This window comes from Pelagicoccus sp. SDUM812002 (assembly GCF_031127835.1).
Lineage (GTDB): Bacteria > Verrucomicrobiota > Verrucomicrobiia > Opitutales > Opitutaceae > Pelagicoccus.
In genome coordinates this window covers 47,739-73,648 of the sequence record NZ_JARXHX010000010.1, presented here as the reverse complement: position 1 = coordinate 73,648, position 25,910 = coordinate 47,739, and the positions used below count along the sequence as shown (strand labels likewise).

Sequence of the window (25,910 nt, the reverse complement as noted above, 5' to 3'; positions counted from 1 at the left end):
TAGTGGTGTGGCCTCTTCTGCAGTGCGGTCCGGGTGGAATTGGTCCATCCTGTTATGGGCTCTGTGGACCTTTGACTGTTTCCTCGACCTAGCCTGCCACACAAAAAAGGCGACTCCCTGATGGAGTCGCCTTTTGGCCAAATTGTACTTACTCGGCGTCACCGATCGCGATGATATCGGGATCGAAGGTTGCGGCGAAGCGGTAGGTTTGTCCCGGGCGCATGATCAGCGGATGATCGCGTTCGAGAATTTGCAAGTAGTGCAGGTTGCCGTAGTTGGTGCGGTAGGCGCTGTCGTTGGTAACTACCTCGGTTTCCTTCCAAGTGCCTTGGAAGTCGTCCTTCTGGATGGAGCAACGAAGGCCTTCAGCGCCGAGCATTGGCGAAGTCTCGAGACGGTAAGCGGAGTGTGGCGACGCGATTGCGAGCATGTAGCGGAAGCGATCGAGGGTGACCTGATTCTTGACGCTGTAGATGTATTCGCAGGAGATCTGGTTGCCAACGAAGGACCAGTTGACCTTCACGGTTCCGATTCCAGGCACCATTCTCTCGTCGGTGGTGATCCACTCTGGTTGCTCGTAGCGGAAGTAGAAGGAGCGCTTGAAGCCGAGGCCGGTGGTGCACTTCTTTCCGTAGTAGGAGGGAACGAAGACGTTATCTCCTACGGTGAGCTCTGGAATCATGATCGGCGCGTACTGGCTGTTTGGCCAATCGAAGACGCCGGGCGAATGGGGGAAGGCTTGGCAGTCTGCGGTCGCGTGTCCGTTGCTGGACATGAGCGGCATCTGTACCTGCAGGCCGGACTCTACATTGCGGTAGAGGAGGAGGCCTTGCTCTTTTTTGTTGGACTTGTCGAAGATGACGAAACGGCAACCGGACTTGAATGGCTCGGGAGCTGATGCTGGGGGAGCATCGATCTGCTTGGAGAGGCGGGACCACTGGCTGAGGTAGCGAGCTCCGTCGAAGTTCGCCATGCGGGTGGTGTGGTTGCGGTACGCGGTACGCTCGCCGTCGCGGACTACGAGGTAGCCGTGTTCTTGGTCGAGGTAGGTGACGTAGAAAAAGTAGAAGAGGCGACGCAGCAGATCGAAGTACTTGGGACGCTTGTCATCGGGTACCCATCCATCGCGGAAGCCTTGAAGGAGCAGTGAGATGAGGTGCATCTGGCCGTAGGCGCCGGCGTTTTCGGAGCAAGTCCAGCCGAGGCCGTCTTCGCGGACCATGTCCGGAAGCAGCTTGATGTACTTTTCCGCGAAGGTGCGGAGAGAGGGGAGCTTGCGCTCGCGGAGGCCGGGGTTGCTGTGCAGCTGAAGGGCTTGGCGAGTGAAGACGAAGGACATGACTCCGTAGAGAGAGAACGAACCGCCGATACCTTCGTCGCCAACGTCGTCGAAGTAGCCATTAGAGCTGGTTTCTTCGATCCGGGAGAGGAAGCGCTCGATGAGGCGACCGGTTTCATCCTTCTTGGAAAGTCCAAGTGAGAAACGGCAAACCGCCTTGGCGACGTTGAAAGACTGCCAGTGATTATTATAGTCGCTGCGGTTAAGCAGGAGACGGTCGAGGTTTTCGCGGGTTTCGTCGACGAGGCGTTCCCAGACGGGATTTCGCTCCTTAGACGGACCAAACGAGAGCAAAGCGAGCGCTGCGTAGGCGAGACCGTTCTCTTGCGGAGGGTCGCGGAATGCCTGGGCTGTGATGCAGCGTGCGGCGAGGTCGATGAGATCCTTGCCGTCAAGCTCGGTTTCTCCGGTGGCGCGGTAGAACTCACCTATGGCGAGTGCGGCGTGGCCGGACTCGTCTAGACGAGAATCTTCACCTTCGACGGGTGTGATGGTTCCATCAGGATTGATGGAATCCAAATTGTGGCTGAGCATGGAGCGAGCCATGTCGAGGCACTGTTCGGAGAAGCTATCCATTGATATTGTTTGAAACGGGTGTGGTGCTCACTTGTGTCCTGCGAGCAGAGGAAACGTTCTTTTTCACGCGACGAATCGTGGCAGATCAAGGCTTAAGCGCGTTTGGCGCAGCTTATTGTCGAAAGATCTGCCATTTCGTAGCATTTATCGATTAAGGAGGTTGAGGAGGTCCTGGTTGGAATCGGTTTTCGAGAGTCGAGTGATCATGGTCTCGGCAGCTTCCTCTGGCTTCTGCTGCACAAGGGCGCGGCGGAAGAAGTGAATGCCTTCGAGCACGTCTTCGGGGATGAGCAACTCTTCGCGGCGGGTGCCGGAAGTGGCTATGTTCATGGCTGGGTAGATGCGCATGTCCGCGATCTTGCGATCGAGCACCATCTCCATGTTGCCGGTTCCCTTGAATTCCTGGAAAATCATGTCGTCCATGCGGCTACCGGTCTCGATGAGAGCGGAGGCGACGATGGTGAGCGAGCCGGCTTCCTCGGTGTTGCGAGCGGCGGCGAAAATCTGGCGAGGCTTCTCGAGAGCGCGTACGTCGAGACCGCCTGACATGGTGCGCTTACCCTTGCTGGCCGCGTTGTGGGCTCGGGCCAGACGGGTGATGGAGTCCATCAGGATTACGACGTCCTTGCCGGTTTCCACGAGACATTTTGCACGTTCGATACAGAGCTCGGCTACGCGCAGGTGGCTGGGCAGGTCCTCGTCATTGGAAGATGCCCAAACTTCGGCGTCTATGTTGCGGCGGAAGTCGGTGACCTCCTCCGGGCGCTCGTCCACGAGAAGCACCATGAGGTGGATTTCTGGGTGGTTGGCGTTGATACCCTGGGCGATGTGAGTGAGGAGAGTCGTCTTGCCGGTGCGAGGAGGAGCTACGATGAGTCCGCGGGTTCCTTTGCCGATCGGGCAAAAGAGGTCCATGCAGCGGGTGGTCATCTTTTTCTTGTCCGTCTCGAGCTTGATCTGCTCCTCTGGCGTGATGGTCGTCAGTTGGGAGAAGGGGAGGAACTTGCGTCGTTCCTCGACCGAGACGCCGTCGACTTGCTCGATGAAGCGAACCTTTGGGTTCTGGAAGCGAGGGTCGGAGGTGGCTTGAGCGACGATATGGCTACCGCTGCGCAATTTGAAGCGACGAATAAGTTCCTTGGGGACGAATGGGTCCGTGGGGCGCTGACGGCCGTTCTTGCTCAGGTCGAGCAGCTGGCCAGTCTTCTTCTTGGTGACTTCGAGGACACCCTCGACGGTTATTGTTTCTTCTTGTTGCGCGTTCTCGTTGTCCATGACGGAGCGGATTAAGGCGATATTGGTAAATTGTTGCGTGTGAATAATCCAAATACGGAAGGCGATAAGGGGTTACAGCCGGAGGATCCGTATCGAAAAAAATGTGAGGAGAGTCTGTTGATAGAGTTCCAAAGCTTGACCGTCGAAGACCGGCGGAGACAGTATCGTGCTTTGCCTTAAATACCTAACCCCAACAAACGAGGAGCAAGTAAGTGCCAGACAAGACCACTTCAACCGCGAGCCAGAGCGAAAGAGTTTCGCCGTCGCCCGAATTCAGGAAGCAAGCTACTGTGAACAGTACTGCCGAATACAAACGACTGTACAATGAGTCCGTAGCAAACCCCGAAAAGTTTTGGAACGCTCAAGCGAAAGAGTTGCTTCAATGGCGTAAGCCTTGGAAGAAGACGCTCGAGTGGAAAGAACCCCAAGCTAAATGGTTCGTAGGTGGCAAGCTAAATGTTTGCGAGAATTGCGTGGACCGTCACTTGGGCACCCCGAGAGAGAACAAGGCTGCCCTGATCTTTGAAGGAGAGCCGGGGGACCAGCAGACTTTGACCTACAAGCAGTTACACGTCGAAGTTTGTAAGTTTGCCAACGTGTTGGAGGGGCTCGGAGTCAAAAAAGGCGACCGCATCGCAATTTATATGCCGATGACTTGTGAAGCGGTAGTCGCTATGCTGGCGAGCGCCCGTATCGGTGCGGTGCACACGGTTATATTTGGTGGTTTCAGCTCGGAGTCGATCAAGGACCGCGTTAACGATTGCCAAGCCAAGATCATCGTCACTGCGGACGGTGGTTGGCGTCGTGGATCCGTGGTGGACCTCAAGAAGAATGTGGATGCGGCAGTCAGTGGATGCCCAACCGTCACAAATGTGGTCGTGGTGAAGCGTATCGGTAGTCGCGTATCCATGAAGCAAGGACGTGACCTATGGTACCACACCCTTATGAACGAGGCGAGCCACAAGCATACGGCCAAGGCTTTCGATTCAGAGGCTCCGCTATTTATTCTCTACACTAGCGGAAGTACCGGAAAGCCCAAGGGAGTTTTGCACACGAGCGGTGGATACCTGCTTGGGACCACTATCACCTCAAAGTACGTTTTTGATCTGAAAGAATCCGACACATACTGGTGTACCGCGGACATCGGTTGGATCACCGGCCACAGCTACGTGACCTATGGAATCCTTTCCAACGGCGCGACAAATGTCATCTACGAAGGCGCCCCGAACTATCCGGAAGTCGATCGTTTCTGGGATATCGTAGAACGTCACCGCGTCAGTATCTTCTATACGGCCCCCACCGCAATCCGCGCGTTCATGAAGTGGGGTGACCAGCATGTAAAAAAGCACGACCTAAGCTCGCTGCGATTGCTTGGGTCCGTGGGCGAACCGATCAATCCCGAGGCATGGAAGTGGTATCACAAGACAATTGGCGGCGGACGGTGCCCAATTGTGGATACGTGGTGGCAGACGGAGACGGGTGGTATCATGATTACTACTTTGCCAGGGGCAAACTACTCGAAGCCTGGTTCTGCAGGATTGCCGTTTTTTGGAGTGGTACCGAAGGTTTTCAACGACGAGGGCAATGAGGTTCGTAAAGGAGAAAGCGGCAAGCTGGTTCTTACCCAGCCTTGGCCTTCGATGCTCCGTGGACTCTATGGCGACAAGAAGCGCTACAAGGAAACCTACTGGAGTGAATACAAGGGAATCTACTTCTGTGGAGATGGCTGCAGACAGGATAAGGATGGATATTTCTGGATCGTCGGGCGTATTGACGATGTATTGAATGTTTCAGGACACCGCATTGGAACGGCTGAAGTGGAAAGCGCTTTGGTGGGCCATGGTGGCGTTGCGGAAGCAGCGGTGGTAGGACGTCCTCACGATCTCAAGGGAAGCGCGGTCGTTTGCTTCGTTACCCTGAAGGAAGGCGTGGCGATGACTGATGAGCTTCGCAGGGAATTGCGCGAGCACGTGGGCAAGGAGATCGGAGCGATTGCTAAGCCTGACGAGGTCCGCTTTGCTCCAGCGCTGCCCAAGACGCGTAGCGGCAAGATCATGCGTCGCTTGCTCAAGGATATTGCTGCCGGCAAAGAGATTCACCAGGATACGACGACCTTGGAAGACCTCAATGTGGTGAAGGCCTTGCAGGAAGGATAGCTTTCTTGTAACGTAAATTTAACTACGAAGGCGACGCTATGAGTGTCGCCTTCTTTGTAGTTGAACTTGAATACAGATGGATTCTGTTTTGGTGCTTGCCGATCGGGGAGCTCAGAGTTGGAGCCATCGGCGGGCTTCGGCGAGGGTGTCGAAGATACGGAAGGTCCAGGTTTTGTTTACCTTTTGGCAGGTCTCGACGTATTGCTGGTACGCGGCCTTTATTTCGGGTTTGGATCCTACGAGGGCCACAGAGATGTTCTTCAAGTAGGACTCAACGCCGATGTCGTTGGAGGCGATCCTCTTAATTTCTCTATCGCTTACGGCGAAGGCTTCGATATCCGTTCCGTCGAAGATTTGGTAGCGTGCAGTGTCGCAGCGTGGGTCATCGGAGAACTCGCGATTCATCGCGTCGATTTCCCATTCCGGTACGATACCCCAAAATCGTGAATAATAGCCTCGGTCGTCCCAAGTGTTTTCGAAGGGCATTGTCTGGTTTGAGCAAATTAGGCGGTCGAACGTGACGTCAGCAGGGATACGGAAGCGCTGCCCGCTGAATGTTCCGGTTATAGTTTGAGTTTTTGTTAGAGCGGGACGAGTTGTAGTTAGTGGCTTTTACTGTTTTAGCCTTTAGCGGTTTCGGGGTCGCGGTATTTGTCAGGATATCGATGGAGGTGTAGCCGAGCGTGATGGTTTCCGTGTTGCCGTCGCGGATGGTGCTGAGGACATTAACTCCGTGCAGCGGATTGTCGGATTTCTTGTTTTTCGCTTCGTGCAAGGGGTTCTGGACGTTTCCGCTCGAGGCTTGGAAGAGAGGGGAGGATTTGTCGACTTGTTTGACGATCGTGATGGGCTTGTGCTGCCGTTTCCCGGTAGCCAAGCCGGAGGCCGCGTCTCTTGGAGAGACGAGTCCCGAAACGGATACGATATCTATCCAGTCCTTCTGGTCTGCGCTTTTCGATTCGCCCTTGATGCCATCGACTTTCATATAGGCAGCTCCGAAGGCGGTGCAGACGAGGAGGTGAGTGAGCAATATTGCGAGGTAAGTAGAACGCCTTTTCATGACGAGATGGGGTTGAGGTTAGGCGGAGCTTTTGGAGGGCTATTCATCGCCGGCAACTAAAGTAAGTTTGATGCAGAGGTCAAACGGCGGCGTATTTTTCCGCAGATCAACTCTATGCTGGGCTTAGATGATTGCCTCTACGAGCTCTACACTCAGTACCCATCCAGTGACCGATTGGACATGGTTTTATCGGGATCGGGTACCAGCATGAGCCGGAGGCAGCAAACCGTCATAGAAGGATGGCTGCTAAAGCATCTGGGGTGCGAGAATCAGCTGAGCCAGCGTGTTATCTCCGGGCGAAAGATGAAGAAGGCGGCTCCGACTAGGCATATGCTTGCCCAAAGGAAATCGAGGCGGAGGTTTTCTTTCATGTAAAAGACAGCAAAGGGAACGAAGACCGCCAGCGTTATGCATTCTTGCAGAATCTTGAGCTGTCCAAGGTTTAGGGTCTGGTAGCCGATGCGATTGGCAGGGACTTGCAGCAAGTATTCGAAGAAGGCGATTCCCCAACTTATGAATACAGCGATAATCCAAGGTTTGGCGGAGAGATTCTTGAGATGCGCGTACCAGGCGAAGGTCATGAAGACGTTCGAACAAACAAGCATCAGGATGGCGATAGAAGCGGAACGCATAGGAAAGGCAGGTTAGTCAGATTGACGAAATTGCAGGTTTAGGAAAACGATTTGAATGAAAGGAGGGAACTGTGGGACGGGGATAAACCCCGCGCCCTACGGATGACGGGCTTTGCGGGCCGGCGCGAGCTCCGCTCGGGATGGAGGTAGGGCACGGGCTTTACGCCCGTCCCGCAGCGGTTGAGCCCTACGGGTGTGCTACTTGGACGTTTTGGGTTGGTATTTTGCGTGGTTTCGAGACTAGAGTTGGTACTGTTTGCCGTAGTTGCGGCCGGTGCTGTAGATCTTGTTGTTTAGCTCGCGGCGGTAGTTGCGCATTTGCTGGGTTGAGCTGCCACCAGTGGAGCCCTGGCTATCGTAGCGACCGTTTGGATACTGGGAGCTGTAGGATTCCCACCAAGTCGGTTCCTTCACTGGGGCTTGGGCTTCGATCCATTGCTGCTCAAGCTGGCGTTCGAGTTCGGCTTGGAACTGCATGGCTCTTTGCCAGAGGGCTTCTTCGTTGGCGATAGTGGTGGCGAGGACGCTGGGGTCTTCGCCGCGGGCGAAGGCGGCCATGGCGCGTTCGTGGTGGGGGCTGCCCACGGGAAAGCGGCGGTTGTAGGCGATGAGGGTGTCGCGCTCGGCGGTGGTGAAGTTGCGTTTGAATTTCTTGTAGTTTTTGGCGACGGCGTCGAGGTGGGCGGAGAGGCGGTCTTGGTTGGCTTCGAGAGCTTACTGGAACGCGGCTGCGTGCTCGTTGGGAGAGAGTTGGAGGAAGGGGGTGGAGGGTTGGAATTGGGCTTGGGAGAGAGGGCAGAGAGCGAGGGAGAGGAGAAGGGCGAGGGTGTTGAGTGGGTTTTGCATGATGGTGGAAATGGCTGTGCCGAAGGGCGGTGTTGATCGATGTTGGGCTTTGCGGGACGGGGATAAACCCCGCGCCCTACGGGAGCGCTATGGGGAAGTCTTGGCCGTAGCCGTAGGTGACGGGGTATTGGGCTTCGCCTTTTTCTTTTTTGGTGAGCTCGGGGACTTGGACTTCGACGTAGGCTTTGAGCTCGTTGACGGAGACAAGGCCATCACCGGTGTCGGCGGCACCTTGTAGGGCTTGCAGGACTACGTGGGTGAAGGCGCCGTGGCCGAGGCTGTCGAACTCGGTGGCGAACTGTTCGCTGCCGGTGGCGGTGAGCCAATGGGTGCCGGAGCTGCGGGCGAGCTGGGCGATGGCGCGTTCTTCCACGGCACCGCGCACGGCGAGGCTTTTGAGGGCGCCGGCGGATTGGCAGGCGTCGAGGAGGAAGAGCTGCTTTTGGGCGGAGATGTTGCGGGAGTAGGCGAGCAGTTCCTCGCTGGAGATGCCAAGCTGGCGGAGAATGCGGCGTTCTCCGTAGAGCTGGGTGATCTCGTAGGGAGCGAGGAAGAACTCGGGGTCGTCGTCTTCGGAGACAACGCCGTGGCCGGCGTAGTAGAATATGAATACGTCGCGGGGATTGGCTTCGGACTTTATGGTGTCGAGGGTGGCGAGGATGTTTTCGCGGGTGGCTTCGGAGTTGTAGAGGGCGTAGCGGTTTTGGCGGGTGAAGAGCTGTCCGTAGCGTTTGGCGAGGATGGCCTCTATGGCGGCGGCGTCCTTTTGGGCGTAGTTGAGGTTGTATTGGGGATTTTGATACTCGTTGATGCCGACTACGAGAAAGTGGAGGGCGATGCCGCCTTCGCTCTGGGGGGAGGTGGTTTCGGAGTAGACGATGACTTCGTCGGGGACAGATTCGGTGCCTTGCTGGTTGATGGCGATGGCGCGGAAGCGGTTTTTGCCAGGGGTGAGCGTAAAGGTGTGGGTGGCGGATTTGGTGAAGGTGTCAACTGGGGCTTCGTCCTCGTCGTCTTCGACGAAGAGTCCTCGGGTGGCGCCGGATACGAGCTTGCCGTTGTGGTAGATGCGCAGGTCGGCGACGGGGGAGCCTTCGCAGGTGGCTTCGAGCTTGAGGGTGACCTCTGGGGTGGGGAGCTCGAAGGTTTCGAATTCGTCTTCGACGGTGAGCCCTCGGGTGGCGGGGCCGTCGATTTTCAGGGTGAGCTTGGGGGCGAGGCTGAGATCGCTGAGCGGGATGGTGGGCTTGGGCGAGAGGCCTTTGACGAGGGAGCCGAGGAGGCGGGGTTGGTAGAATTGGTCGAAGTAGGATTCGAGCGGGGTGATGGTTTCGCCTTGGATGAACTTGAGGTCTTTCTGCAGGGAGGTTTCGGAGGTGAAGAGGCCGGTGCCTGGATGGCGTACGAGCCACTTCTTTGAGTCTTCGAAGAGCTTTATTTCGGCTATGACGGCTTGTTCGCGGATGTCGATGAGGCGGAGGGTTTCGTCGTTGTTGGAGGTGGCGACGAGGAAGTTGTCGGAGCCGATGAATGCAAGAGTGGCGGGCTTGAAGTCGAGGACGAGAGAGGCGGTCGCTTTCCCGTCGGGAAGGGTTTTTAGGGTGATGTTGTTATAGCTGGCTTGGGCTACGAGGGTACTCGCTCGGTTGTAGGCTTGGAGGTGGGCGGAGGTGTAGTCGATTTTTGAATTCACCTCTCCCGTGGTGACGAAGCGGGAGCTGAACCAGTTCGAGCCGGTCGGGCCGCCGATAGGGCCTCTTAGATAGAGGAGGCGGCCGTCGCCGCTGAAGCGAAGGAAATCGATGGTTTCGAAGGGTTTGTCGCAGGGGGCTTTCCAGAGTAGTTTACCGGTGGATACGTCGTGGCATTCGACGATGTCGAGGGATCCGTTGTCGGTTTTAGTCGTGTAGGCGAAGGCGACGGTCTGTCCGTCGGGCGAGAGGGCGAGGAGTTGCTGGTTGTTGTCGGCGTACGAATACGGGGAGTCGATGGGGAAGGTGGCGATGCGTTTTTCGCTGGGTCGGTCGGCGACGGTGACGGCGGAGTTATGGTGAAGGGCGATGGTTTGGCCGTCGCGGGATAGGTCGTAGAAGTGGGTGTTGCGCAGCGTGAAACGGCGGTTGTCGCCCTCCTTTTGGAAAAAATCGAGGCCGAGGGCGGAGAGTTGGAAGGCTGAGTCTTTGGCTGCCCGTGAGGCGATGCGAGGTTGGTCGCTCCCGAGGAACTGCCAATCTTCGTTTGCTGAATCGTAAAGGGGAGTGAAGGGGCCGAGGGCAGCGCTAGGCAAATCGACGTTTTGTATGTCGAGTCCGACTTCGTTGAAGCGGACGATGCGGGCGTCGGCGCCTCTGCGGATGGCGAGTTCGAAGTCGTCGGGGCGAGCGGCGATGTCGTGGGGGGCGAAGGTGGGGACGGACCATGCTTGGCCGAAAATGCCGGAGGGAATTGAGATGGGTTCGAGGTAGGTGGCGGTGGCTTGGGAGTAGTCGCCGCTTAGGCGGTTTGATTGGGCGATGAGGGTGGTGGTCCGACTGGGTTCGCGAACGGTGATGGATGCGTCGGTGACGCGGTTTTCGAGACGCTGGAGGGGAGTCGTCTGGCGAGAGGCGAGGTCGTGGACGGCGAATTCGTAGCCGGTGGCGAGAAGGAGAGGCTGGCCGAGGCGGGTCGGGAGTTTGGGTGGTAGGTTCGAGGATGAGGCGAGTTGGAAGAGGGGCTGGGTTTGGAAAGTGACGGGGTTGACGACGGTGTAGGTATTGAGGTTGCTCTCGCGGGTGTGGCCGATGAGGCGGCCGTCGGGGAGGAAGCCGAGAGCGCCGTGCTGGGCGGGGACGCGGGCGGCGATTTCGCCGTTTGCCAAGTCGACGAGAAGGAGCGGGTTTTCGCCTTGGAAGCGAATGGAGGCGAAGCGGCCTTGGGGATCGACGGTAATGAAATTTCGACTACTCGGCGTAATGGCAGTCCCGGATTTGACGAGGTTTTCCTTGGAGAGGTCGAGGGTGTGGGAGTAGCTTCGCTCGCGTGTGGAGAGTTCGACGCGTGTGAGCGTGAGTTGGGGTTTGTTGTATTTGGTATGGTAGCGGACGACGTAGACTGCTTGTTCAGCGGCGTTGAAGTAGTAGGCGGTCGGTTCGAATTGGCTTTGCTTGCCGGAGGAGAAGTTGAAGTCGTCGTAGATTGTGAAGCCGTGGTTGGTGCAGACTAGGATTTGGCGTGGTGTGTCTGTGAACCAGGCTCCCATGATGACTTGCAGGTCGTTGAAGCGCCAGCCGCTAGGCGTTTGCTCGAAGGTGGCGATATTGGCGCGTTGTTCGATGTCCCAAATTTTCAATACGTGCTGATCGAAGCTGAGTAGGTAGCGTCCGTCCGGCGAGGCGTCGAGCTGCAGGATTGGGTCGCGATGGAGAGAGGAGCTGAGCAGGCGGGGTGCGGGCGGCGGGCCGACCGGAGTTTTGGGAGCGATGGTTTCGGCGGTCGGCGGCTCGGTCGGCGGGGCGAATTCGGAGTTTTCGATGAGGTCCGGGTTTTCGAGGAGCTCTTCGAATTGGGCGGAGAGAGACGTAGTCGCGAGGAGGGCGAGGAGCAGAAGTTGGCGGAAGGTTTGGGTCATGGGTGGAGAGTGGAGCGGTAGGGGGGGTGATGGTGGGCTCTGCGGGACGGCGCAAGCACCGCCCGTACGGGGATGGGGCTTTGGGGATTCGCTAGGTTTTGATGGTAGGGGCGGGGCTTGTCGCCGTCCCGCGTCGGTTAGGATTTGTCTGTGGATAAGATTTCATCGAGTTTGGTATCCTGCTGTATCCACGCTGCGGGCGGGGTGCTGTCGGGGTTGAGTTGCTCTTGGAAGTCGGGTGTGTAGTTGCGGTTGCAGAGCCAGTGGGGCCAGAGCTGGTCGGCGGGCAGGAGGGCTTTTCGGTAGGGGTTGAGGAAGATGTAGCGGGCAAAGGCGTTGGTGTTGGTTTGGTGGCGGATGCGGTGGTCGTAGTAGTTGCGGTGCCAGTAGAGGGTGTGGGCGGCGAGGGCTTTGCGGGTAGCGTTTTTGAATTTGGAGATGGTTTGAGAGAGGGTGAGGTTATTTCCGAGCACGAGCAGAAGGTGCAGATGATCGGGCATAATGGTTCCGCAGAGGAGCGTTATCGCTTCATCTTGGTGGAGGGCGCGAAGAGTGGTTTTGATTTGCTTGGCGATGGAGTCTTGGGTCACTCCGGGGAGTTTCTCTTTGGTGTTGATCGTTAGGAAATAGTTGGCCCCGGGGTGCGAAACTCGATGATGGGATAATCGGTGCGTTTGGCGGGTGGGGAGCATTGGATTTGGCCTTTGGTTTTGTGGGACTTGGGCTCTGCGGGACGGCGCGAGCACCGCCCGTACGTTTTTAGGGGAGGAGGGCTATTGGGAAGTCTTGGCCGTAGCCGTAGCTGGCGGGGTATTGGGGGGCTCCTTTGTACTTTTGGGTGATGGTGGGGAGCTCGCTTTCGAGGTAGGCTTTGAGCTCGTTGATGGTGATGCGGCGGTCGCCGGTGTCTGCCTCGCCGTCGAGGGCTTGCAGCAGGGTGTGGGTGAAGGCGCCGTGGCCGAGGTCGGCGAACTCGGTGGCGAATTGGCTGGCGGAGGAGGCGGCGATCCAATGCGTGCCGGTGGCGCGGGCGAGTTGGGCGAGAGCCTTTTCTTGGCTGGCTCCGCGTTGGGCGAAGGCTTGCAGGGCACCGCCGGAGTTGCAGGCGTCGAGGATGAAGAGCTGTTTCTGGGCTTTTATGGTCGCTGAGATGTCGCGTAGTTGATTGGCGGATATGCCGTTTTGAGTGAGGCTTTGGCTTGCTCCATAAATGCGGGTGACGTCGTGGGGGATGAGGTAGAACTGGGCGTCCTCGCGGGACATGACGCCGTGGCCGGCGAAATAGAAGATGAAGGCGTCGTGCGGGAGGGCGTTGGCGCGGATCTGGGCGAAGGCTGCTAGGATGCCGTCGTGGGTGGCGGCGGGGCTTTCGAGGTGGTGGACGTTGATCTTGGCGAAGAGGTTGGCGTTCGCGGCTTGGATTTTCTGGAGCACGCCGGTGGCGTCGGCTTCGGCGAAGTTTAGATTGTATTCGGGATTGCGATACTGGTTGACGCCGACGGCGAAGAGGTGGAGTTCGGCGGGGCGGCGGGCGGCGATTTTTTCGCGCAGGAGGGCTTCGGGAGGATCGATGACGATCTCCTTGGAGGTGACGCTGACTCCGGCGGTGTTGGTGGAAACCACTTTGATGCGGTTTTGTTCGAGCAGGAGATCGAGGACGTGGTTGTCGCGCAGGCTGGTTTTTCCATCGGCTGGGAAGCTGTGGACGAGCTTTTCGTTTTGGTAGATAGATACGGTGGCGAGCGGGTATTGTTTGGTCTCGGTGTTGACGACGATGCGTCGCTCGAGGGCGCTGACCCATTGCTCGCCGACGGAGAGAGAGGGCGGCTGGACGTAGGCGGGGATCTCTTCGTCTGCGGAGAGGGCGTCTTCGCCGAGAGCGGTGGCGAGGAGGTTGGGGCGGTAGTCGCGCTCGAAGATGCTGGCGAGCGCCGTGGGGCGGGTACCTTGGAGGAGTTGTCCGCTTTGGCGGATGGGGGCGGAGGCGTCGTACTTGCCGTTGGGGGTGAAGGCGAGGTAGTCGCCTTGGTCTAAGTCGTAGAATTCGAGTTGGAGAGCGGGGCGGAGGGGAGTGGATTGAGTGTCGAGGAAGACGAGGGGGCCGGTTTCGAGTTGGGCGACGAGGTGGCGTCCGTCACCGTAGCGGTGGAGCTGTCTAATGCTTGCGGGCACAGTGACGCTGGCGGCTGTGGGAGGAGAGGCGGCGAGGTCGAGCGTGGTGACTTGGGAACCGCTGGCGACGTAGACGAGATCGCGGCTCGGGTGCCACTGTACGCTGTTGGTGGGTACTACGAAATTTTCCGGGTCGAGGCCGGGAATTGCTTGGGAGCTGCTGCTGCCGTCGCGGGGGTCGAGGACGAGCAGCTCTCCGGATTGCGTATCCAGGAATTGGATTTTTTGAGAGACAGTTTGGTCCAGCCAGACGAGATTGCCGTGTGGCAGTTCGACGGACCAGGTCGGTTCCGGGGATTCGTTGGCGGGATCGAAAGGGAGCGCTTCGAGGCGCAGGCCGATGATCTGGTTATCGTAATCGTCCCAACTGACGGTTCGAGCGAGGCGGTAGATAGCGGTTTCGTCGGAAGCGAAGCGGAAGCTTGGCATGGGGGCGTCGTAGGTGCCGACTCCGCCGAGGCTGCTAAGGATGGCGGGATCCCCGAAGCGGTGCAGAGTGGCGTCGCGGTTGTTGATCTTGATGAGCCAGTTGCCGCTAGGGGAAATTTCGTGGTCGCCGGTGTAGACAGGATTGGCGTTGCGCAGTGGTGGATCTTGGTAGACGAGGCTACCGGGGGATGGAAATTTGTCGGCTACGATTTGTTCGGAGGGTGGGTCGAAAAGGCCTTCGAAGAGGATGTGTTTTCCGTCGGGCGTGTAGCGGGCTTGGTAGGCTCCCATGCCGCGGCTTTGGTGCTTGAGGCCGGAGGGGGCGACGCGGAAGAAGTGCACGCCTTCGCCGGAGTCGGTGGCGAAGAATTCCGGTTTGCCGGGGTGGAAGGCATAGTTGGCGTAGGCGCTGGGCGAGGGGAGGTCGGGGAGGTTGAGGCTTTCGATAAGTCCAGCGGGGAGTGGGGGCCAGGTGTTGGGTTCTGGCACGCGGACGTTGCGGATGGTCTTGAGGGTGCCGCCTTGCAGGAAGTCTTGGTAGTGTCGCGTTTCGCCTTCTTCGGTGACGGTGCGCAGGGAGACGACTTGATGATTTGGATACAGGTCGAAGCGGACGTTGTGGAGATCGAGGGTGCGGGTGATTTTGCCTGCGTAGGGATCGATTTGGTAGTAGGCGCCGTCAGCGTATTCGAGGAGCTGACGTTGGTCGTTGGTCCAGCGGATGGTTTCGTAGAGGTAGAAGTTCTCGTCGGGGGGAGGCATGGTGGCGCTGCGGGCGATGGCTCCGGTTTCGAGGGAGACTTGGGTGAAGCGAAAGTCGCCCCAGGTTTTTGGGTCCCATTGGTTTTTGGGCGGGCCTATTTCGCGAAAGACGAGAAGGGCTTGGTCGGGTTCCCGAGCGGGTAGGATGGCCTTGAATTCCAGCCAAGGCAGGTTTTGGGCGGTGATGGTTCCGAGGAGTTGCGGGGCGTTTGCGCCGGTGGGATCAATGCGATGGAGGCTCTGGGCGTCGCTGTTCCAAGTTCCGGAGAGGGTGACGAGTTGGCCGGTTTGGCTGTTTTGGGCGAGACTGAGGATGTGGGGGATGGGAGCGAGTTTGCTTATCGAGCCGGTGGTGAGGTCAAGGGCGAAGAGGCCCTCGGTGGGGGTGGTGTAGTAGAGGCGGGAGTTGTCGGGGGCGAAGTGGCGTGGTTGGGCGTCGGCTTGGCGTACCAGGAATTGGGTGGCTAGGGTTTCGCGGTCGTGGATGGAGAAGCTCCTTAGGTTGTAGCCGTGGCTTTTGGATACGACGAGGAGGGTGCCGTCGGGGCTTTGCTCGAGCGGGTCAGGGGACTCGATTTGCCAGGCGGCGTGGGAGGCGGTGGCGATGAGGGTGAGGGTTAGTAAGGCGAGAAGTAGGCGTGCTAGCATGGTTTTGGTTTTGAAAAAGAGGATGTGGTAGGGGCGTTTGTAAATTGGATGGTGGGCTCTGCGGGACGGGTGGATGATGGGCTTTGCGGGAGTTGATGTTGGGCTCTGCGGGACGGCGCAAGCACCGCCCGTACTGGGAATTGGGAATGTTGGGATTATGCGGGACGGCGCAAGCGCCGCCCGTACGGGGAGTTACGGGAGGATGGCGATGGGGAAGTCTTGGCCGTAGCCGTAGCTGGCGGGGTATTGGGCGGTGCCTTTGTGCTTGGCGGTGACTTCGGGGACTTGGCTTTCTAGATAGGCTTTGAGTTCGTTGACGGTGATTTGGCTGTCGCCTGTATCGGCAGCGCCGTTGAGGGCTTGAAGCAAGGTGTAGGTGAAGGCTCCGTGGCCGAGCTCGGCGAACTCGGTGGCGAATTGCTGGCTGCCGCTGGCGGTGAGCCAATGGGTGCCGGTGCTGCGGGCGAGCTGGGCGATGGCGCGTTCTTCGGCGGCGCCGCGTTGGCTGATGCTGGCGATCGCTCCGGCGGATTGGCAGGCGTCTAGGATGAAGAGCTGCTTTTGGGCGGAGATTTGACTGGATAGCTCTTGGAGCTGGATGCTGGACACGGCTCGGCTTTGGAGCTGGTCGTCGGCGCCGTAGAGTTGGGTGACGTCGTGGGGGACGAGGTAGAAGTCGCCTTGGCCTTGCTTGGCGACGACTCCGTGCCCGGCGTAGTAGAATATGAATACGTCGTCGGGGGTGGCGGTCTTTTGGATTTCTTCGAGGGTTGTTACGAGGTTGGCTTTGATGGCTTGGTCGTTTTTGACGGGGTGGTAGTTGACCGTGCTGAAGAGCGGGGTGGAGTTTTGCTGGAGCGTTGATGCGAAGGCGGTGGCGTCGGCGACGGCGTAGTTGAGATTGTATTTCTCGTTTTGATACTGGTCGATGCCGATGGCGACGAGGTGGAGGGCGGGTTGGGTTTTGTTGGGATCTGCCTTGAGATGGATGCTGAGCTCGGCGGGGGGAGACTCGATGTTTTGAGCGTTGAGGGCGACGACGGTGAGGGTGTTGTCGCCGGGGAGCAGTTGGATGGGGAACTGGCGGTTTTGGTTGTAGCTAGGGGCGGGAGAGTCGGTGGTTTCGGGTTCGTCGTCTTCGACGAAGAGGCCGCGGGTGGCGAGGTTGAGGCGTTTGCCGTTGTGGAAAACGCGGACTTCGCGAAGGGGAGTGGCGGGGGAAGCGATGGCTACGTTGAGGAGGATTTCGTTTTGCTCGGTCGTAGTGGAGTCGAGGATACTATTGGCCGCTTTGTCCAGGAGGGTTATTTTGGTGGCGGGAGGCTGGGCGAGAGTGGCTATGTCGATAGTGGGAGGGGTGACGGCTTGTCCTTCGAAGAGGGCGTTGAGGAGGCGGGGGCGGAAGTAAGGTTCGTAGAAGGAGGCGAGCGGTGCGGGGGTGAGCCCAAAGGCGAAGTTGAGGGCGGACTGGGCTGCGGGCGTCGCGTCGAAGAGTCCGTCGCGGTTGACGAAGGCCCATTGAGCGTCGGACTGGAGGAGGCTGAGCTCTCCGAGGTAGGTTGGGGCGTCGGTATCGAAAAAAGCGATCCTGTTATCGGAAAGGGCTGCGAGGTGATTGTTGCCCGCGAGGAAGGCCCCGCTGGATACGCGCTTTTTGATGGTGATATTTGAGGGGTTTTTGAAGTAGGGAGCGGAAACGATGCGCAGGGTTTTGTTGTCTTGGAAAACCCAGCGTCGACCGTCGGGGGTGGCGGCTACGATATCGGGGTAGTCGGCGAATACGTCGATGCGAGTGGGCTCGCGTTTGGCGGCTCCGGTGTCGGCGTCGACGGTATTCACGAAATGCCGGATGTAGTTTTTTGTACCGTTGGAGGTGTTGCTGCGGTAGCTTTTTGTGGTGGCGAAGCGAAGGGCGTTGTCGGCGGGGTCGTAGCGAAGGTAGGTGGCGTGGGCGGGGATTTCCCAGAGCTGCTTCCCGGTTCGAAGCTCGATGGCGACGACTGTACTTTTGCTGTTGTTGTTTTGGCTTTTGTGGAAGAAGAGGCGTGATTCATCGCTGTCGAATGCGAAATCTGACGGCCTCAGATTTGGTTTGTGAGGAAATTTCCAAAGGAAAGTTCCGTTCGAGGTTCGCACGTGAAAGCCGGCTGGGTCGACGATGACGAGGTGGTTTCCGCTGGGGCTGAGTATGGGGCTGGTGGAGGATCGGCGGTTGTTGTCGGTGTCGGTTCCACGGTGTTTGAGAGTGGTGGTTGGTTTTGAGAAGGCGGGAGGGTAGAGGGTAGCTGATTGGTAGTTTGGTTCTTGGTAGCTTGAGGAGATCCCTCCGATGGCGATTTGATTGGATTGTGTCGCGAGGCTGATTTGGCTGAGCGGTTGGCCTTTTTGCGAGGCTATGGAGAGGCCGGCTGGGGTGAAGTCGATTCGCTTGACGAGGCCGTCGCTGTCGTTGACGAGGAGAGTGCGTGACGTGCTGCTCGCGTGGATGTGTTCGGGGCGGAAGGCGTTTGTTTGCCAGCGGTTGAATTGCTTCGTGGCAGGGGTGAGGACGAAGCTGAGGGCGTAGTCGAAATTGAGGGCGGCGTGGACAAAGATGTAGTCGTGATCGGCGGAGGCCGTGATCCTTCGAATGGTTTGCGATCCGAAGGATTCGTTTTTGAAGGAGCGGATGGCGACGAGTTGACGCGTGGAGGGGTCGAGCTGGAAGAGGTCTTCGCGAGTGGATACAAGGGTTGGCTTGTTGGGGGAAATGGGTGTGAGAATATTTACGACGGGTGCCTTTTTCGGAAGGGCGATCTCGACGGGCGGGGAGGCGTCGGCTGGGTTGGTAAGGGTGATGGAGTCGATGTAGCCTTCCGAGGCGGTGAGGATGTGGCCGTCGGGAAGGAGGAAGCGTTGGTCTTTGGATGCTGGATACGTTTTGGCGACGACCCAAGTGCGGCCGGTTTTGAGGAGTTCGGCGGTGCCGGATTTGAAGGTGATGAGGGCGAGATTTTCGCGGGGGGCGAGGGAGATGCGGGTGATGGGGTCGAGCGCTTCTTGGGCGCAGGTGTGGAAGGGGCGGATGCGTCCGTTAGAGGGATCGACGGTCCAGATGGTGGCGCGTTGGCCGCGTTGGCCGGCTATGTAGAGTTGGCCGGAGGATGCGTCGCGTGCGTAGGCGGTAGGTTCCGGAACGTTTAGGTCGCGGCTGAAGGAGTAGGAGGGAAGGTCGAAGGTGCGTACCCGTTTTTCGGAGAGGAAGTAGACGGTGTCTTTGCTGGCGAAGATGGGGATGTAGGGCGATGTGTAGCGGTCGTGCTCGAGATCGACCGAATTGAGAGTGCGACCGGTGGCTGTTTCGTAGAAGATGGCGGTGCCGTCGAACTGGGTGGTGAGGGTGGTTTCACCATCGGGGGAGAGGGCGATGTGAGGGGTGTTGTGCGGCAGGCCGGTGGAGAGGATGAGCTCGGGGGTGAGTTGGGCGTGAGCGAAGGGGAGTAGGCTGAGGAGGAAGGTGAAGAGGATGGCTTGTGTGATTGGTCGCATGGTGTTGTTTTTTTGCCCACGAAGATCACTAAGAGGCACGAAGGTGTCCGGGAAATGTGATTTTAGACTTTGCGTTTTACCGCTAATGGACGCGGATTTTTTGAGAGATTTCTGCTGCTCGCAATGCTCGCTTGTGTGGAGGGCACTCTGATGAGTGCTGGTGATGTTAGGATTTGTTTTTTTGATGTTGGGCTTTGCGGGACGGCGCAAGCGCCGCCCGTGCGTTAGGGGATGATGGCGATGGGAAAGTCTTGGCCGGTGCCGTAGCTGCTGGGGTATTGGGCGCTGCCGCGATATTGCTGGGAGAGTTGGGGGACTTGGCTTTCTAGGTAGGCTTTGAGTTCGTTGATGGTGATTCGCTTGTCGCCGGCGTCGGCTGCGCCTTCTAGGGCTTGGAGGAGGGCGTAGGTGAAGAGTCCGTGGCCGAGCTCTGCGGCTTCGGTGGCGAATTGCTGGCTGCCGCTGGCGGTGAGCCAATGGGTGCCGGTGCTGCGGGCGAGCTGGGCGATGGCTTTTTCTTCGGCGGCGCCGCGTTGGGCGATGGTGACGAGGGCTTCGGCGGATTGGCAGGCGTCGATGAGGAAGAGCTGCTTTTGGGCGGCGATGTCGGCGGAGAGTTGGCGGAGCTGCTGGGCGCTGATACCGTTTTGGACGAGGTGAACGGGATCTCCGTAGAGCTGGGTGACGTTAGCGGGAGCGAGGTAGAATTGCTTGTTTTCGGTTTCGTCTACGACGCCGTGGCCCGCGTAGTAGAATATGAATACGTCGCGCGGGGCGGCGGTAGCGGCGATTTCTTTGAAAGTGGCGAGGATGTTGGAGCGGGTGGCGTCGGAGTCGAGTAGGAGATGGGTGTCGATGCGGGTGAAGATGTTGGCGGCTTTTGCCTGCAGGGCTTTGGAAAAGGCTTCGGCGTCGGCTGCAGCGTAGTTGAGGTTGTATTTGGGATTTTGGTACTGGTTGGCTCCGACGATGAGGGTGTGGAGTGCGATGCCGCTTGTGGTGTTGGAATGGGCTTGGCCTTGGGCGTTGAGGGTGAGGCTGGCGGGGAAGGATTCGATGCCGCTAGCGGTTACGACGACGGCGCGGAAGCGGTTTTTTCCTGGGAGGAGCGGGACGGTGTAGTTTTTGGAGAGGTAGGTTTCCGAGTCTTCGTCGTCATCTTCGACGGTGAGTCCGCGGGTGCTGCTGCCGAGTAGCTTGCCGTTGTGGTAGAGGCGGGGTTCGGCGGAAAGGAGGTTGGCTCCGCTGGCGCGGAGGGTGAGGGTGGCGGTGGCGTTTTCGGTGTCGAGCTCGAGGTCGTCCTCGACGGTGAGGCCTCGAGTGCCGTCGGCTAGGGCGAGGGTGACTTGGGGAAGGGAGGCGAGGCCTTCGATCTGGGTTGCGGCTTTGGAGGGAAGGTCGCCGCCGAGGATGCTGGCTAGGATGCTAGGCTCGTGGAGCTGAGCGAGGAGTTGGCCGCCGGGAACGATTTTGTGATCGACGACGGTGTAGAGCGTATCGGCAGCGTCGGGCGAGGTTTCGAAACGGTGGTCGGAGGCGACGAATGTCCAGTCGTTTGTTTTGGGGAAGAGGGTGAGCTGGGCAACTGAGCGGGCTTGGTCGAGGCTGTAGAATTCGATGGGGCCGGAGGCGGTGGCGGCGAGGAGGAAGTCGGATTTGGGCGAAAACGCGAAGGCGGTGTTGGCAGCCGCCAGCGGTAGAGTGGCTTGGATGGATACTGTATCCAGATCGATGATATGGGTTTCGTTTTCGGCGACTGCGAGGATGAGGCGTTTATTGTCGTGGGAGACTTGCAGGTGGATGGGGTCTGGAGAGTCGGATGGAATGGGAAGGGGCTTGCCGTATGGCTGGGGTTCTCCGGTTTCGGCGTCGAGTTGGATGAGCTCGAAGGGGTTGGTTTGGAGGGCGAGGAGCTGGTTGTCGTCGTTGAAGAAGAGGGGGAATACGTGGCGGTTGGCGGGAACGGAGTGGGTCCAAGTTTTTTGCGCGGAGTGAAAGTCGAAGGCGGAGAGTCCTTGCTCTATGGATACGACGGCTACGGCTTCGTTTTGATCGATGGCGGCGAGGTGGCTGGTGTCGCTCGAGGCGGAGTGATTGCGTGAAGTGTCGCTGGGGAGGGTGTAGATGGTTTCGCCGGTGAAGGCGTCGATGATGCGGTCGTCTTCTTCCGGGATGAAGGCGTAGGAGCCCGCTGGGGAGAAGATAGCGGTGTTGCCAAGGGGGGATTTGTAGTCGGGGAGACTGGCGGGGACGTTGATGGGCTTGGAGTTGGGATAGGTATCGGCAAGCCAGAGTTGGTAGGTGGGAGTGGCGTAGGGATTTGGGCGAAGGAGGGTGGCGAGGCTGGCGGTGTTGCCTTGGATTTGGAAGTTTTGGATATCCTCGGCGAGGACCTGGGTGCGGGCTCCGTTGCGATCGAGGGAAAGGCTTAGGAGGCGGTTTTCGGAGTCGAGGGCGAGGTAATTGGATTGGTTGGCGTTTAGCGCGATCTTTTGGATACGCAGGGTGGGATCGGGCTGGTAATTGGCGGTGAGGGTATTGCTTGCGATGTCGCAGCGGGCGAAATGGGTGGCGTCTGAGAGGAATAGCGATTTTCCGTCGGCGGAGAAAGCGGCGGAGGCTCCGGATTTGTTCATGCCGAATTGGCGGAGGTCGGTTTGGAAGGAGATCTCTTTTTCGCTCAGGTCGAGTATGAAGACGCGGGTACCTTCGATGAGGAGGGCTTGGTTGGTGGGGGCGTGGAAATTGCGTCCGGCGGCGAGTTGGAGGGGACCGACGAAGGTTTCGGAGTTGGCGTAGGTTTCGGCGGTGTTGTGGAGGTAGAGGATCTTTTCGCTTTGGAGGGTCTGCGGTTCGACGAAGGCGATGTAGCCGAGGTCGTAGTAGCCGTGGTAGGGCTGAAAGAGATGGAGAAGGACGCCGCCGGGAGCTGCGTAGCGGGAGTCGAAGTCTGAGATGTAGCGAGTGAGCAGGCCGTCGAGATCGCGGTGTTGGAAGGCGAGTTCGTTAGCTGTGGTGGAGGCGGTGAGCTTGCCTTGGGAGAGGCCGACGCCTTGCGCGGCGCGATCGAAGAATTGGGCGCCGTCGGGGGCAGGGAGAATGTCTAGGAGCGGACCGTATTCGATGGCGTACTCGTCCGGATTTTCGTCGGAGCCTCCGCGGGTGATGGGGAGGTCTGGAAGGGGCGTGAAGGAGAGGGAGATGGGGTCGACGCGATAGAGGTGGTTTTGGGACGCGGCGAGGTCGTGATCGACGGCGATGAGCTGGTCGGAGGCGGGGTCGAGAATGAGGCGGTCGATGCTCGGTAGGGGGATGCTTGATACGTTGGGAGAGGCTTGGTCGATTTGGATGCGGACGAGTTGGGAATCGGTGGCGGTGAATACGGTTGTGCCGTCGGGGGAGAGGATGCTGTTGCTGCGAGCGTTGAGGGCGGAGCCGTTGGCAAGGGTGACGGGGCTGAGGATTTTTCCGGCTTTGCTTTGCCACCAGTTGGCTCCAGTGGCGTTGAGGGTGAGGAAGTGGAGGTCGTCAGGGGCGGGGAAGACGGCGAGCTCGCTGGTGTCGATGACCGAGACCATGGGACGGAGGTCGGCGGCGTGGAGGTTTGAACTCGGGATGACCGCCGCGAGTGTGGTTGCTAGGAGGACGACGGTTTTGTTGAGGCGCATGGTTGTGTGGAACGGGGTGGGAAGGAGGGCGATTGGGTTGTGCCCTTCGACGTACGAAGGATCTGTTGACAGGACGGAAGGAATTGGGCTTTGCGGGACGGCGCAAGCACCGCCCGTACTGATGGTTAGTGGTGGGGGATTTCGATCATGAGTGGGACGACGGTGCCTTTGGTTTTTTCCGTAACTGTGAAGCCGATACGGGCGGGGTCGTATTGGATGTATCTGTCGGGGACGATTTTGCTACCGAGGGATTGGGCGACCTTTAGGGAAAGGGTGCCGGGATTGGCGGCCATTGCTTCTTTGAGGGCGTCGATGTCGAGAGGCTCCTCCGAGTAGAGCAGTAGCAAGTAGTCGGTGCCGGGGTGGTTGTCCATGCGGACGACCTTGCGCTCGGAGGGGAAGGCGATGGTGCTGTCGGGTCCGATGTGGGGCGACATGTTGTCGGCGAAGGGGAGGATGGTGGTGATCTTGCCGGTGAGATCGGTCGCGAAGGCGTAGAGATAGCTGTCGGTGTTGGTGGTGATGTAGAAGCGGAAGCGGGTGCCGGACGGATAGGAGCGGGCGAGGCGGTAGCCGACGTAGCGGATTTGGGTGTTGGGGTCGGCGGGCGGGGCGACTTTGACGGCGGGCATGGGGGTGCCGTCGCGTTCTTGGAAAATGACTTTGCCTTTGAGGAGGGGGGCGAGCTCGGGGGTGACGCCGTCGGGCCCGGGGACTGGAGTGGGGCGGGCGGGTCGTTTGCCGTAGGCTTGTAGGGCCATGATGCAGTTGCGGCCGAAGTCGGCGTAGGGAATCCAGACGAATCCTTTGTCGGCCCATTTGGGGCTCCAGCTGTTCATGACTCGCATTGCGCCGCCGTACTTGTTGTCGTCGTAGCCGACTACGACCATGGCGTGGAGCCCGTGCTGGCCGGTGGGGCCAGCGTCTGATTCGAGTTCACGCCAGAGCGGACCGGACTGGTAGAAGCTTTGGTGGACTTTGAAGCCGATGACTACGGGGCTGCCTTCGGAGAGGGACTTTTTGACGGAAAGGACTTTGATGGGGTCTTCGTTGGCGAGGTCGGTGCCGTAGAGGATTTGGTAGTCGATGATTGGATATTCTGTGGCTTCGAGCAGGGCCTCGGATTCGATGGAGCTGCCGCACTGGTAGGGGACGGTGCTGAGGGGCGGGATGCCTATGGTGCGGAGGAGCTCGAGGGCGGCGACGGGGCTGGAGCCTTGCATGCAGTCGTTGTCGTCTTCGCTTTTTATCCGTTCGTAAACGAAGGTGGGGGAGAAGATGTGTTGGTCTAACTTGGATCGGTAGGTGATTTGTTTTTCGATTCCGTAAAGGATCGTGCGGAGGTGGTATCCAACCGCGAAGGCGGTGCAGGTAGAATAGGGCCCCTGATCGCCGGGAGTGGGGGTGTATTTTTCGAGGTTAGCAGCGGAAGGCAGATTGGCGTAGGTCTCGGCGGTCACGGGTGCCTTGTAGGGGACGGCGCGATATGCCTGTTCGTCGAAGACGAGGCCTGTGCCGTAGTCTTGAGCGGCGAGGATAGCTGGCAGGGCGATTACGAGGAGAAGGCAGAATTGGGTCAGAAAGTATCGGAATTGGATGCTCATGGGAGGCGATCGATGAGGGAGGAGTGAGGTGTTTGTTTCTAGGCGTTGAAAGATAGATCGGAGGGGAGCCTGGTGGCTGTAGGGCGTTTCTGAGATTGATTATAGGAAATATAACTCCCTTTTATCGGCTATGTTAAAAAAGATTGCGAGGCGTGGTAGCTGGCGAGCAGCCTGGATTGTTCTCACGGCATTGGTCTTATTCGGTCCAAGTCTAGAAGCAGACACTGCCTCGAATGAAGAAGCAGCGTGGTTTGCCGGAAAATGGATGGTGGGGCCGGCTCCGGTTGAGGGGGGTGAAACGATAGCGGGCGGGGAGGCGAACGTAGCCGTCGTTCGGCACCTTGGAGGGCCTCGGATCGAACGTGAGATTACACTGCGTGGTCAATTGCATGTGATGCAGTTCGAAGTACGAGCGTTCGGCGGAAATTTTCCTTGGTGGGGCGACAATGGGGGCAATTACGTATCCAAAAATAAGGATGAAAACACGTTTATATTGGTTCCTGTCGGTCCGATGGGGAAGGCGGAATGGGAACGGGCTTGGTTGTACCAGAGGTTGTTGCGGAAACCGAGTAGCTTAGCTGAGCAACGCCTTCCAGGTTTTGCCTGAGGACTTTCCTTCGAGGATGTTAACCTCGTCCTGTCCTTTGCCGCCTCGCCATTCCAAGAAGCTCTCCGAGTAGTAGGTCGGTTCTACGGTGTTTTGGGGTTTAACGAAGGAGAATCTCAATTCGTGTTTTGCAAAGGATAGCTTGCCGCCGGCTCCGAAGTAGTACCAAGGGATGTGGAAAGTGTTTACTTCATCGAGAGAGATCGAAAAGAGCTGTATCGGGTATTTGGAGTCGCCTTCGGAGGTGCCCGCTCCATGGCTCTCGAGTAGGGACTTGAGCTTTGATTCGGAGAAGGTGCCAGACTCGAGAATGAGGTAGCTGAGCGTACGGTCCTCCAAGTGAAGGATTCCGGGGATGCTGTGGATTGGGCCCTCTAGAAGCCAGGCTTTGCTGGAGAATGTATTAGGGGCTTTCATACCGTAGCTACTTCTTGAATTCGCCCGATACGGGGCGGTCCTTAACGCCGAGGATCTTCTCGACTTCCGCTTCGATGAATTGAGCCTGCGACGAGTCAGTTAAGCCGGAGAGAAGTTTCTTCTGCTTGTTGTTGCGATCGATGCAGTGCACCTCGTAGGTGATGCTGGTGTTGTTTTTGTTTCGGGTAATTTTCTCTTTGCAGTAGACCTGCTGGACGTTTTCGACGGGGATTTGCAGCTTGCCCTTCCAGGGAAGCGGGTAGTGATTGACGGAGAGGTTATAAGTGTCGATGCGGATGTCGGTTTTGTTCACGAAAAGGGCTATCGTGTAATAAATTAGAAAGATTCCGACGGTTGCATGGATGGAACCGAAAGCTGCCATTATCCAAACGCCATTGCTGATGGCGATGCTCGTCCAGACGACCATGAATATATTCCAGAAAAGGGCGAAGACGATAAGGAAGTAAGCCAGTGCGGATTTCCAGGTTCGGCGTATCACAATAGCGTCGTATTCGACGACGAGCTCAAGATTTTGGGGCAAGGGGGTGAAGGCAGGATTGTCGGATGCGGCCATGTTTCAA

At 58.3% G+C, this 25,910-nt stretch carries 17 protein-coding genes; 2 read left to right on the top strand and 15 right to left on the bottom strand.

Annotation, left to right across the window (positions count from 1 at the left end; translation table 11 throughout):
- Positions 1 to 148: 148 nt before the first annotated feature.
- The gene (locus QEH53_RS14905; RefSeq protein WP_309024012.1) at positions 149 to 1,915 is read right to left on the bottom strand and encodes a hypothetical protein; all 1,767 of its coding nucleotides are present in this window, start codon (positions 1,913 to 1,915) and stop codon (positions 149 to 151) included.
- Positions 1,916 to 2,059: 144 nt separating this feature from the next.
- The gene (rho, locus tag QEH53_RS14900; protein WP_309024123.1) at positions 2,060 to 3,235 is read right to left on the bottom strand and encodes a transcription termination factor Rho; all 1,176 of its coding nucleotides are present in this window, start codon (positions 3,233 to 3,235) and stop codon (positions 2,060 to 2,062) included.
- A 167-nt stretch (positions 3,236 to 3,402) separates the two neighbouring features.
- Between rho and acs the strand changes: the two genes are divergently transcribed.
- Entirely contained in the window at positions 3,403 to 5,346 is a 1,944-nt protein-coding gene (gene acs / locus QEH53_RS14895) for an acetate--CoA ligase (RefSeq protein WP_309024011.1), read from the top strand.
- A 111-nt stretch (positions 5,347 to 5,457) separates the two neighbouring features.
- Here acs and QEH53_RS14890 read toward each other — a convergent pair whose 3' ends face one another.
- The 11 genes from QEH53_RS14890 to QEH53_RS14840 form a co-directional block, all read right to left on the bottom strand.
- Positions 5,458 to 5,832 carry a hypothetical protein gene (locus tag QEH53_RS14890; protein ID WP_309024010.1) on the bottom strand — a complete coding sequence of 125 codons (375 nt, stop codon included), beginning with the start codon at positions 5,830 to 5,832 and terminating at the stop codon, positions 5,458 to 5,460.
- 37 nt (positions 5,833 to 5,869) lie between these two features.
- Positions 5,870 to 6,406 (bottom strand): type VI secretion system tube protein Hcp, encoded by a 537-nt coding sequence (locus tag QEH53_RS14885; RefSeq protein ID WP_309024009.1) that lies wholly within the window; start codon positions 6,404 to 6,406, stop codon positions 5,870 to 5,872.
- Positions 6,407 to 6,675: 269 nt separating this feature from the next.
- Positions 6,676 to 7,038 (bottom strand): DMT family protein, encoded by a 363-nt coding sequence (locus QEH53_RS14880; protein ID WP_309024008.1) that lies wholly within the window; start codon positions 7,036 to 7,038, stop codon positions 6,676 to 6,678.
- Between the two features lie 240 nt (positions 7,039 to 7,278).
- Positions 7,279 to 7,623, bottom strand: a complete 345-nt coding sequence (locus tag QEH53_RS14875; protein WP_309024007.1) for a hypothetical protein — start codon at positions 7,621 to 7,623, stop codon at positions 7,279 to 7,281.
- Positions 7,624 to 7,752: 129 nt separating this feature from the next.
- Complete coding sequence (locus QEH53_RS14870; protein ID WP_309024006.1) at positions 7,753 to 7,884, bottom strand: hypothetical protein; 132 nt, start codon at positions 7,882 to 7,884, stop codon at positions 7,753 to 7,755.
- Positions 7,885 to 7,960: 76 nt separating this feature from the next.
- The gene (locus QEH53_RS14865) at positions 7,961 to 11,494 is read right to left on the bottom strand and encodes a caspase family protein (protein ID WP_309024005.1); all 3,534 of its coding nucleotides are present in this window, start codon (positions 11,492 to 11,494) and stop codon (positions 7,961 to 7,963) included.
- A gap of 137 nt (positions 11,495 to 11,631) precedes the next feature.
- Positions 11,632 to 12,186, bottom strand: coding sequence for a transposase (locus QEH53_RS14860; protein WP_309024004.1), 555 nt, complete (start codon positions 12,184 to 12,186; stop codon positions 11,632 to 11,634).
- Between the two features lie 67 nt (positions 12,187 to 12,253).
- The gene (locus tag QEH53_RS14855; protein WP_309024003.1) at positions 12,254 to 15,505 is read right to left on the bottom strand and encodes a caspase family protein; all 3,252 of its coding nucleotides are present in this window, start codon (positions 15,503 to 15,505) and stop codon (positions 12,254 to 12,256) included.
- Between the two features lie 192 nt (positions 15,506 to 15,697).
- Complete coding sequence (locus QEH53_RS14850; protein ID WP_309024002.1) at positions 15,698 to 19,033, bottom strand: caspase family protein; 3,336 nt, start codon at positions 19,031 to 19,033, stop codon at positions 15,698 to 15,700.
- Positions 19,034 to 19,257: 224 nt separating this feature from the next.
- Positions 19,258 to 22,701, bottom strand: a complete 3,444-nt coding sequence (locus tag QEH53_RS14845; RefSeq protein ID WP_309024001.1) for a caspase family protein — start codon at positions 22,699 to 22,701, stop codon at positions 19,258 to 19,260.
- 125 nt (positions 22,702 to 22,826) lie between these two features.
- Entirely contained in the window at positions 22,827 to 24,305 is a 1,479-nt protein-coding gene (locus QEH53_RS14840) for a DUF4384 domain-containing protein (RefSeq protein WP_309024000.1), read from the bottom strand.
- Between the two features lie 130 nt (positions 24,306 to 24,435).
- Here QEH53_RS14840 and QEH53_RS14835 point away from each other — a divergent pair, with 130 nt between their 5' ends.
- Positions 24,436 to 24,912 (top strand): hypothetical protein, encoded by a 477-nt coding sequence (locus QEH53_RS14835; RefSeq protein ID WP_309023999.1) that lies wholly within the window; start codon positions 24,436 to 24,438, stop codon positions 24,910 to 24,912.
- Here the strand turns inward: QEH53_RS14835 and QEH53_RS14830 are convergent.
- Together QEH53_RS14830 and QEH53_RS14825 are read right to left on the bottom strand one after the other, a co-directional pair.
- Positions 24,880 to 25,329 carry a hypothetical protein gene (locus QEH53_RS14830; protein ID WP_309023998.1) on the bottom strand — a complete coding sequence of 150 codons (450 nt, stop codon included), beginning with the start codon at positions 25,327 to 25,329 and terminating at the stop codon, positions 24,880 to 24,882. The two genes, QEH53_RS14835 and QEH53_RS14830, sit on opposite strands and share 33 nt — an antisense overlap.
- Before the next feature lie 7 nt (positions 25,330 to 25,336).
- Positions 25,337 to 25,903, bottom strand: a complete 567-nt coding sequence (locus QEH53_RS14825) for a hypothetical protein (RefSeq protein ID WP_309023997.1) — start codon at positions 25,901 to 25,903, stop codon at positions 25,337 to 25,339.
- Positions 25,904 to 25,910 lie beyond the last annotated feature (7 nt).